The sequence below is a fragment of the Allobosea sp. genome, assembly GCF_030694325.1.
GTDB lineage: Bacteria > Pseudomonadota > Alphaproteobacteria > Rhizobiales > Beijerinckiaceae > Allobosea.
Genome location: NZ_JAUXYO010000071.1, coordinates 1 through 7076, shown reverse-complemented (window position 1 = coordinate 7076; position 7076 = coordinate 1). Strand labels below are relative to the sequence as shown.

At 67.7% G+C, this 7076-nt stretch carries 6 protein-coding genes; 3 read left to right on the top strand and 3 right to left on the bottom strand.

Annotated features, from left to right (window positions below):
- A partial coding sequence (locus Q8M82_RS03930; protein ID WP_305690074.1) for a methyl-accepting chemotaxis protein occupies positions 1-631 on the top strand: 631 nt, incomplete at its 5' end.
- Between the two features lie 11 nt (positions 632-642).
- On the opposite strand, the gene ligD is transcribed toward Q8M82_RS03930, so the two are convergent.
- From ligD to Q8M82_RS03915, 3 genes are read right to left on the bottom strand one after another with little or no spacing between them, the layout of a single operon-like run.
- Positions 643-3309, bottom strand: a complete 2667-nt coding sequence (ligD, locus tag Q8M82_RS03925) for a DNA ligase D (RefSeq protein ID WP_305690073.1) — start codon at positions 3307-3309, stop codon at positions 643-645.
- 18 nt (positions 3310-3327) lie between these two features.
- The gene (gene ku, locus Q8M82_RS03920) at positions 3328-4236 is read right to left on the bottom strand and encodes a non-homologous end joining protein Ku (protein ID WP_305690072.1); all 909 of its coding nucleotides are present in this window, start codon (positions 4234-4236) and stop codon (positions 3328-3330) included.
- Positions 4236-4460, bottom strand: coding sequence for a hypothetical protein (locus Q8M82_RS03915; protein ID WP_305690071.1), 225 nt, complete (start codon positions 4458-4460; stop codon positions 4236-4238). The genes ku and Q8M82_RS03915 overlap by 1 nt, the downstream gene beginning before the upstream one ends.
- Before the next feature lie 226 nt (positions 4461-4686).
- On the opposite strand from Q8M82_RS03915, the gene rpsO reads away from it, so the two are divergent.
- Together rpsO and pnp are read left to right on the top strand one after the other, a co-directional pair.
- The gene (gene rpsO, locus Q8M82_RS03910; RefSeq protein ID WP_069053202.1) at positions 4687-4956 is read left to right on the top strand and encodes a 30S ribosomal protein S15; all 270 of its coding nucleotides are present in this window, start codon (positions 4687-4689) and stop codon (positions 4954-4956) included.
- A gap of 265 nt (positions 4957-5221) precedes the next feature.
- A partial coding sequence (gene pnp / locus Q8M82_RS03905) for a polyribonucleotide nucleotidyltransferase (RefSeq protein ID WP_305690070.1) occupies positions 5222-7076 on the top strand: 1855 nt, incomplete at its 3' end.

Sequence of the window (7076 nt, the reverse complement as noted above, 5' to 3'; positions counted from 1 at the left end):
CGAGGCGGCGCGGGCGGGCGACGCCGGCAAGGGCTTCGCCGTAGTCGCGTCCGAGGTGCGGACCCTCGCTCAGCGCTCGAGCGCCGCCGCCAAGGACATCTCGGCGCTGATCTCGTCCTCGAACATGGAGGTCGGCGAGGGCGTCAAGCTGGTGCGCCAGGCCGGCGAGGCGCTGGAACAGATCCTCGGGGCCTCCCGCAAGGTCGCCGCCACCATCGCCGACATCTCGGCGGCCTCCGGCGAACAGGCCAACGGCATCGACGAGATGAGCCAGGCCGTCGCGCATCTCGACGAGATGACGCAGCAGAACGCCGCGCTGGCCGAACAGAGCGCCGCCTCAGCCGGATCGTTGTCCAATCGCATCGGTCAGCTCAACGACCTCGTGGCGGCGTTCAGGACCGGGCCGGAGGGCCTTTCCGGCTCCGGCTCCGGCGCCGTGTCGGCCTCGACCGAGCCCGCGCGCCTGCGCCATCTCGCGCAAGCCGCGTTCTCGCAGACCAAGGTGCAGGCGCCGCGGCCCGCGCACCGGCCCGCCGCACCCAAGCCTCACGCTGCGGCTGCGGCACCCGCTCCAGCCGCGAAAAAGGTGGCCAACAGCCGCGCCGGCGACGCCGGCTGGGAAGAATTCTGAGTTCGGCCGGTTCAGCCCTTCCCCGTGAGGGGGCGGGCTGCGTCGAAAAAGCCGTTCCAGTGATCGGCCGGCGGCCCTTCCTCGAGCAGGGTCGCGGCATCGAAAGCGTCGGGAGCGGTGGTCTTCAGATCCTCCCAGGCAATCGGCATCGCTACCGGTGCGCCGGGGCGGGCCCGCGTCGAATAAGGCGCGATCGCCGTCGAGCCGCGGCCATTGCGCAGGTAATCGACGAAGATCTTGCCCTTGCGGGCCTTCTTCGACAGCGTCGCTGTGAAGCGGGCCGGCTCACTGCCGGCCAGGGCTTGGGCAAAATCGCGCGCGAAGCCCTTGACCCGGTCCCAGCCGGCACCGGCGCGCAATGGCATCACGACATGGTACCCTTTTCCGCCCGAGGTTTTCAGCAGGCTCTCGAAGCCGATTTCGCGCAGGCGGTCGCGCACGGTCAGCGCCGCCTCCCGGACGCGCTCCAGCGGCACGCCCGGATCGGGATCGAGATCGAAGATGATCTGGTCCGGCGTTTCGACGGCCTCGATCGTCGCTCCCCAGAGATGAATCTCGACCGTGCCGAGTTGGACCAGCGCCGCCAACCCGTCGAAATCACGGATGACGAGCAGTTCCTCGCCGTCCTTGTCCTTCACGCGATGGACCGCCTCGTGCATCCCCGGCATCGCGTGCTTCTGGAAGAAGGAGTGCCCCGCGATGCCGTTGGGGGCGCGGACGAGGCTGAGCGGCCGCTCGATCACATGCGGCGCCATCACCGGCCAGATCGTGGCGTAGTAGTCGAGCAGGCCCTGCTTGGTGAAACCGATATCGGGCCAGAGCGGCTTGTCGGGGCTTGAGAGCCTGACCGAGGTCGTCGCCTTCGGGGCTGCCGATGCGCCCGCGGCTTTCGCCGGCTTGCGTTTCGTCTTCGCCGGTCCGCTCCTCGAGCGGGTTGTCGCCTTCGACGCCGGCGCTTCGCCCGCCGATACCTCCGCCGGCTGTTCTGCAACCACCTCCTGCGCCGGCTTGTCCTCGCGGAGCCCCAGAAAGCTCGCATGCCGCAGCGTCTTCGAGCCGGTCCAGGCGCCGAATTCGACCTCGGCAACGAGTTCCGGCTTCACCCAGACGACACCTTTTTCGCGGCCTGCCGCGCCCTCGAAGGGTGACGCCTCGCTCCGCAGCGTGTCGAGGCGCTGCTTTAGCGCGGCCGCCGAGGCGCGGGTGAAGCCGGTCCCGACGCGCCCGGCCGGCTTGAGGGCCTCGTCCTCGTGATAGGCGGCGAGGATCGAGCCCAGTTCGCGGCCCGAGCCCTCGGAGGGCACATAGCCGGCGATGACGAATTCCTGCCGCAGCGTGCATTTCGACTTCACCCAGTCGCGCCCGCGGCCGCTGCGATAGGGCGCGTCGGCGCGCTTGGAGATGACGCCTTCCAGCCCCATCCGGCAGGCATGGCGCAGCATGGTCTGCCCCGGCTCGATGAAATGCTCGCTATAGCGCAGGGGGCCGGCCTCGTCGGCGCCGCGCAGCAGATCCTCAAGCCGGCCCTTGCGCGCGATCAGCGGATCGGCACGCAGATCCTGCCCGTCGAGATGCAGGCAGTCGAAGGCGAAGAATGTGAGCGCGCCGGTCGTTCCATCCGACAGCGCCTGCTGGAGAGCCCCGAAGGAGGAGACCCCGCTCTCGCCAAGCGCGACCACCTCGCCGTCGATCAGCGCCGTCTCGCAGGGCAATCCGGCCAGCGCTTCCGACAACGTCGCGCCGAAACGATCGGTCCAGTCCAACCCGGAGCGGGTCAAGAGACGCACCGCCCCGTTATCGATGCGGGCCTGAAGGCGGTAGCCGTCGAACTTGACCTCGTGGAGCCAGCGCTCGCCGGCCGGCGGCTTCTCCTGCAGCGTCGCCAGGCAGGGCGGCACGAAATCCGGCAGGGCATCGTGCGGCTGCGGCTTGGAGGTCGTCTTGGGAGCGGCCTTGCGAACCGCTTTGGACTTTGCCGCACGCGTGGTGTTCGCAGCCGACCTGGCTGCCGGCTGCCGGCCGGCTTCGCTGACGTCGTTCGTTCCCGGCCGCTTCGTTTTGCCCCAGACCCTCGGCTCGGGCGCTTTGCCTTCGGCGATGTCGTCGATGCTCAGGCCTGACGCAACCGAATTGGGCGCGGTTTCGAGAATGTCCTCGTCGGGCCTCGCGGCGGCGTCATCAACCTTGATCAGCAGCCAGTTGTCGCGCTTCTCGCCGCGGCGCGGCTTCAGGCGCACGAGATGCCATTGCCCGGCGAGCTTGTGACCCTCCAGCATGAAGGAGAGATGACCCTTCCGCAGACCGAAGTCCGGGTCGCCCTCCGGGACCCAGCGGCCCTCGTCCCAGACGATGACGGAGCCGGCGCCATACTGCCCCTCGGGGATCGTGCCTTCGAAGCTGCCATAGTCGAGCGGGTGGTCCTCGACATGCACGGCGAGCCGCTTCTCGTCGGGATCGAGGCTCGGGCCCCGCGTGACCGCCCACGACCAGAGCACGCCGTCATGCTCGAGCCGGAGATCGTAATGAAGGCGCCGGGCGGCGTGCTTGTGGACCACGAAGACCCCGCCATGGGCCTGGCGCGCCCGCGCCTTGGCCGCTCGACTGGGCGCGGCCTTCCCCTGGGGCTCGCTGGTGCGGGTGAAGTCCCGTTTCGCGCGATAGACGTCGAGGCCGGCCATTCACCCCTCCCCCGGGCCTCAGGCGCTCTTCTTGGCCCTGGCGGACTTGGCAGCAGATTTGGCGCGCGAGGCAGATTTCGCCGGTGCCGAGCCAGAAGCGGCAGCCTTCTTTCCCGGGGAAGCTGCCGGCTCGTCGTCGCCGGCATCGTCGTCCCCGGCCAGGCTTTTCTTCAGCGCGTCGAACAGGTTGACGACATTGGCGGGACGCTCGGCCGCCTGGACCACGGGCGGCTTCTTGCCCTTCTGCTTGGCCCGGATCAGCTCCAGCAGGGCGCTCTCATAGCGGTCCTCGAAGCCCGACGGGTCGAAGGCGGCCTGCTTCTTGTCGATGATATGGGTGGCGAGGTCGATCAGCTCGGAATCGATCTTCGGCTTGCCCAGATCACCGAAGACCTCGTCGGGCTTCCGCACGGTCTTGTCATAGCGCAGCGTCGTCAGCAGCAGGCCCTTGTCGAAGGGCTCGATCATCACCGGCCGCTCGCGGCGGTAGAGCACGATGCGCGCGATGCCGGCCTTCTTCTGCCGCGCCATCGCCTCGCGGATCACCGCGAAGGCCTCCTCGGAGACGTCGTCGGAGGGCGTGACGTAATAGGGCGTGTCGAAATAGATCTGCGGGATATCGGCGCGGTCGACGAAATGCTCGATCGAGAGGGTGTGCGAGGATTCGATCTGGACGGCGTCGATCTCCTCCTCCTCGACCAGCAGGTACTCGTTGTCGCCGATCTCGTAGCCCTTGACCTCGTCGTCGTCCTCGACCGGCTTTCCGGTGACGCCATCGACATATTGGCGTTTCACGGTGTTGCCGGTCTTGCGGTTGATGATGCGGAACGAGACCTTCTCGCTGTGGTCGGTCGTGCCGGTCAGCTCGACGGCGCAAGAGACGAGCGAAAGCTTGAGATAGCCCTTCCAGGCGGGACGCGGGGCCATCAGGCGGCCCTCGCAGCGAGATGCGGCCGGCGGGAGAGGGCATCCGCCCGGACGAGATCCTCCCGCGACGGGGCGGGGACCGGGTCTTCCAGGATGGCGAGCAGCACCTCGCGGTCGATCTGGCCATTGGCGACGACGGCGGCGAGCGCCTCGCGCGTCTGGCGTTCCGCCCGCAGCTGCGCGGCCAGCGCGATGATGAGGCGATCCTTGTCCGAATTCCGCATAACGCAACACCTGCCGTTGGACCCGTCTCCTGCAACGGCCGGCCGCTTCGCAAGTTCCGGCCGGAACGCTGGCATTTGCCGCCATTTCGTGTATACCGCCGCCAACCGGCCTTCGCGGCCGGCTGCGCGACCCCTCCGCGATGAGGCGGATCGCGGGCTTCGGACCCTGCTGGACGACATCCCGGCTGCGGCCCGCCAGATCAACACCCAACCGAAGGATCACACGATGTCGATCACTGCCGAGCGCAAGACAGCGCTCATGAAAGAGCATGCCACCAAGCCGAACGACACCGGCTCGCCGGAAGTCCAGGTCGCGATCCTCACCGAGCGCATCAACAACCTGACCGGCCACTTCAAGTCCCACACCAAGGACAACCACTCCCGTCGCGGCCTGCTCAAGATGGTCTCGCAGCGCCGTTCTCTGCTCGACTACCTGAAGAGCAAGAGCGAGCCGCGCTACCGCTCGCTGATCGAGAAGCTCGGCATCCGCCGCTGATCGACCGCTGACGCCAACGCCCGGTGCGGTTCCGCTCCGGGCGCTTTCGTAAAAGGGGTTCGCCGCAATGGTGCGGCACAAGCCCCTCTCCAACGCGGCAGCCGCATGGGGCGGCCTGCCGCATGACCCGCCGGGCGCCTCTCGCCCATGGCAGGATCGCAAAGCGCTCGGGCGCGGATCGTGACCGTCCGGAACCGAGCGCTTCGCCGTCTTGCCCATGGGCTTGAGACGCCGGCTGGGTCGCATCCGATCCGAAAGAAAATCCATGTTCGATGTCCAGACCGAAGAACTGATGTGGGGCGGGCGCAAGCTCGTGCTCGAGACCGGCAAGATCGCCCGCCAGGCCGACGCCGCCGTGCTCGCGACCTATGGCGAGACCGTCGTGCTCGCGACTGTCGTCTCCGCCAAATCGCCGAAGCCGGGGATCGATTTCTTCCCGCTGACCGTGAACTACCAGGAAAAGACCTTCGCCGCCGGCCGCATCCCGGGTGGCTATTTCAAGCGCGAAGGCCGCCCGACCGAGAAGGAGACGCTGGTCTCCCGCCTGATCGACCGGCCGATCCGCCCGCTCTTCGTCGAGGGCTACCGCAACGAGACGCAGGTCGTCTGCACCGTGCTGCAGCATGACCTCGAGAACGACCCCGACATCGTCGCGATGGTCGCCGCCTCCGCCGCGCTGACGCTCTCCGGCGTTCCCTTCACCGGCCCGGTCGGTGCCGCCCGCGTCGGCTATTTCGACGGCGCCTACAAGCTCAACCCGCTGGTCGACGAGATCAAGGAATCGGCGCTCGACCTCGTCGTCGCCGGAACGCCCGACGCCGTCCTGATGGTCGAGTCGGAGGCCAAGCAGCTCTCCGAGGAGATCATGCTCGGCGCCGTGATGTTCGGCCACAAGCATTTCCAGCCAGTGATCGACGCCATCATCCGCCTGGCCGAGAAGGCCGCCAAGGAGCCGCGCGACTATACGCCGGCCGACAACTCCGCGGTTCTCGACGCGGTTCTCAAGCTGGTCGACGCCGACATCCGCGCCGCCTACCAGATTCGCACCAAGGCCGAGCGCTACAAGGCGCTGGATGCCGCCAAGGCCAAGGTCGCCTCGCTGATCTCGGAGACCCCGGACGGCGTCACGACCTTCTCCAAGGAGCAGGTCGGCAGCCAGTTCAAGGAGGCGCAGGCCAAGGTCGTGCGCTGGATGATCCTGGACGACAGCGTCCGCATCGACGGCCGTGACCTCAAGACCGTCCGCAAGATCGTCGCCGAGGCCGGCATCCTGCCGCGCACCCACGGCTCGGCCCTGTTCACCCGCGGCGAGACGCAGGCGCTGGTCGTGACCACGCTCGGCACCGGCGACGACGAGCAGTTCATCGACTCGCTGGAGGGCACCTATAAGGAGACCTTCCTGCTGCACTACAACTTCCCCCCCTATTCGGTGGGTGAAGCCGGCCGCATGTGTTCGCCCGGCCGTCGCGAAATCGGCCATGGCAAGCTCGCCTGGCGCGCCATCCGGCCGATGCTGCCGGCGAAGTCGGAGTTCCCCTACACGATCCGCGTCGTCTCGGAGATCACCGAGTCGAACGGCTCGTCCTCGATGGCCACCGTCTGCGGCACCTCGCTGGCGCTGATGGATGCCGGCGTGCCGCTGAAGGCGCCGGTCGCGGGCATCGCCATGGGCCTGATCCTGGAAGGCGAGCGCTTCGCGGTGCTCTCCGACATCCTGGGTGACGAGGACCATCTCGGCGACATGGACTTCAAGGGTGCCGGAACGGCCGAGGGCATCACCTCGCTGCAGATGGACATCAAGATCGCCGGCATCACCGAGGAGATCATGAAGGTCGCCCTCGACCAGGCCAAGGGCGGTCGCGACCACATCCTCGACGAGATGAACAAGGCGCTGTCGACCGCGCGCGGCCAGCTCGGCGAGTATGCCCCGCGCATCGAGACGATGAAGATCCCGGTCGACAAGATCCGCGAAGTCATCGGCTCCGGCGGCAAGGTCATCCGCGAAATCGTCGAGAAGACCGGCGCGAAGGTCAACATCGAGGACGACGGCACCATCAAGATCGCCTCGGCCGACGGCAAGTCGATCGAAGCCGCGATCAAGTGGATCAAGTCGATCGTCT

Excerpts from the sequence above, each read along its gene's own strand:
- ligD (WP_305690073.1), bottom strand. The coding sequence starts at position 3,309 with ATGGCCGGCCTCGACGTCTATCGCGCGAAACGGGACTTCACCCGCACC.
- ku (WP_305690072.1), bottom strand. The coding sequence starts at position 4,236 with ATGGCCCCGCGTCCCGCCTGGAAGGGCTATCTCAAGCTTTCGCTCGTC.
- Q8M82_RS03915 (WP_305690071.1), bottom strand. The coding sequence starts at position 4,460 with ATGCGGAATTCGGACAAGGATCGCCTCATCATCGCGCTGGCCGCGCAG.
- rpsO (WP_069053202.1), top strand. The coding sequence starts at position 4,687 with ATGTCGATCACTGCCGAGCGCAAGACAGCGCTCATGAAAGAGCATGCC.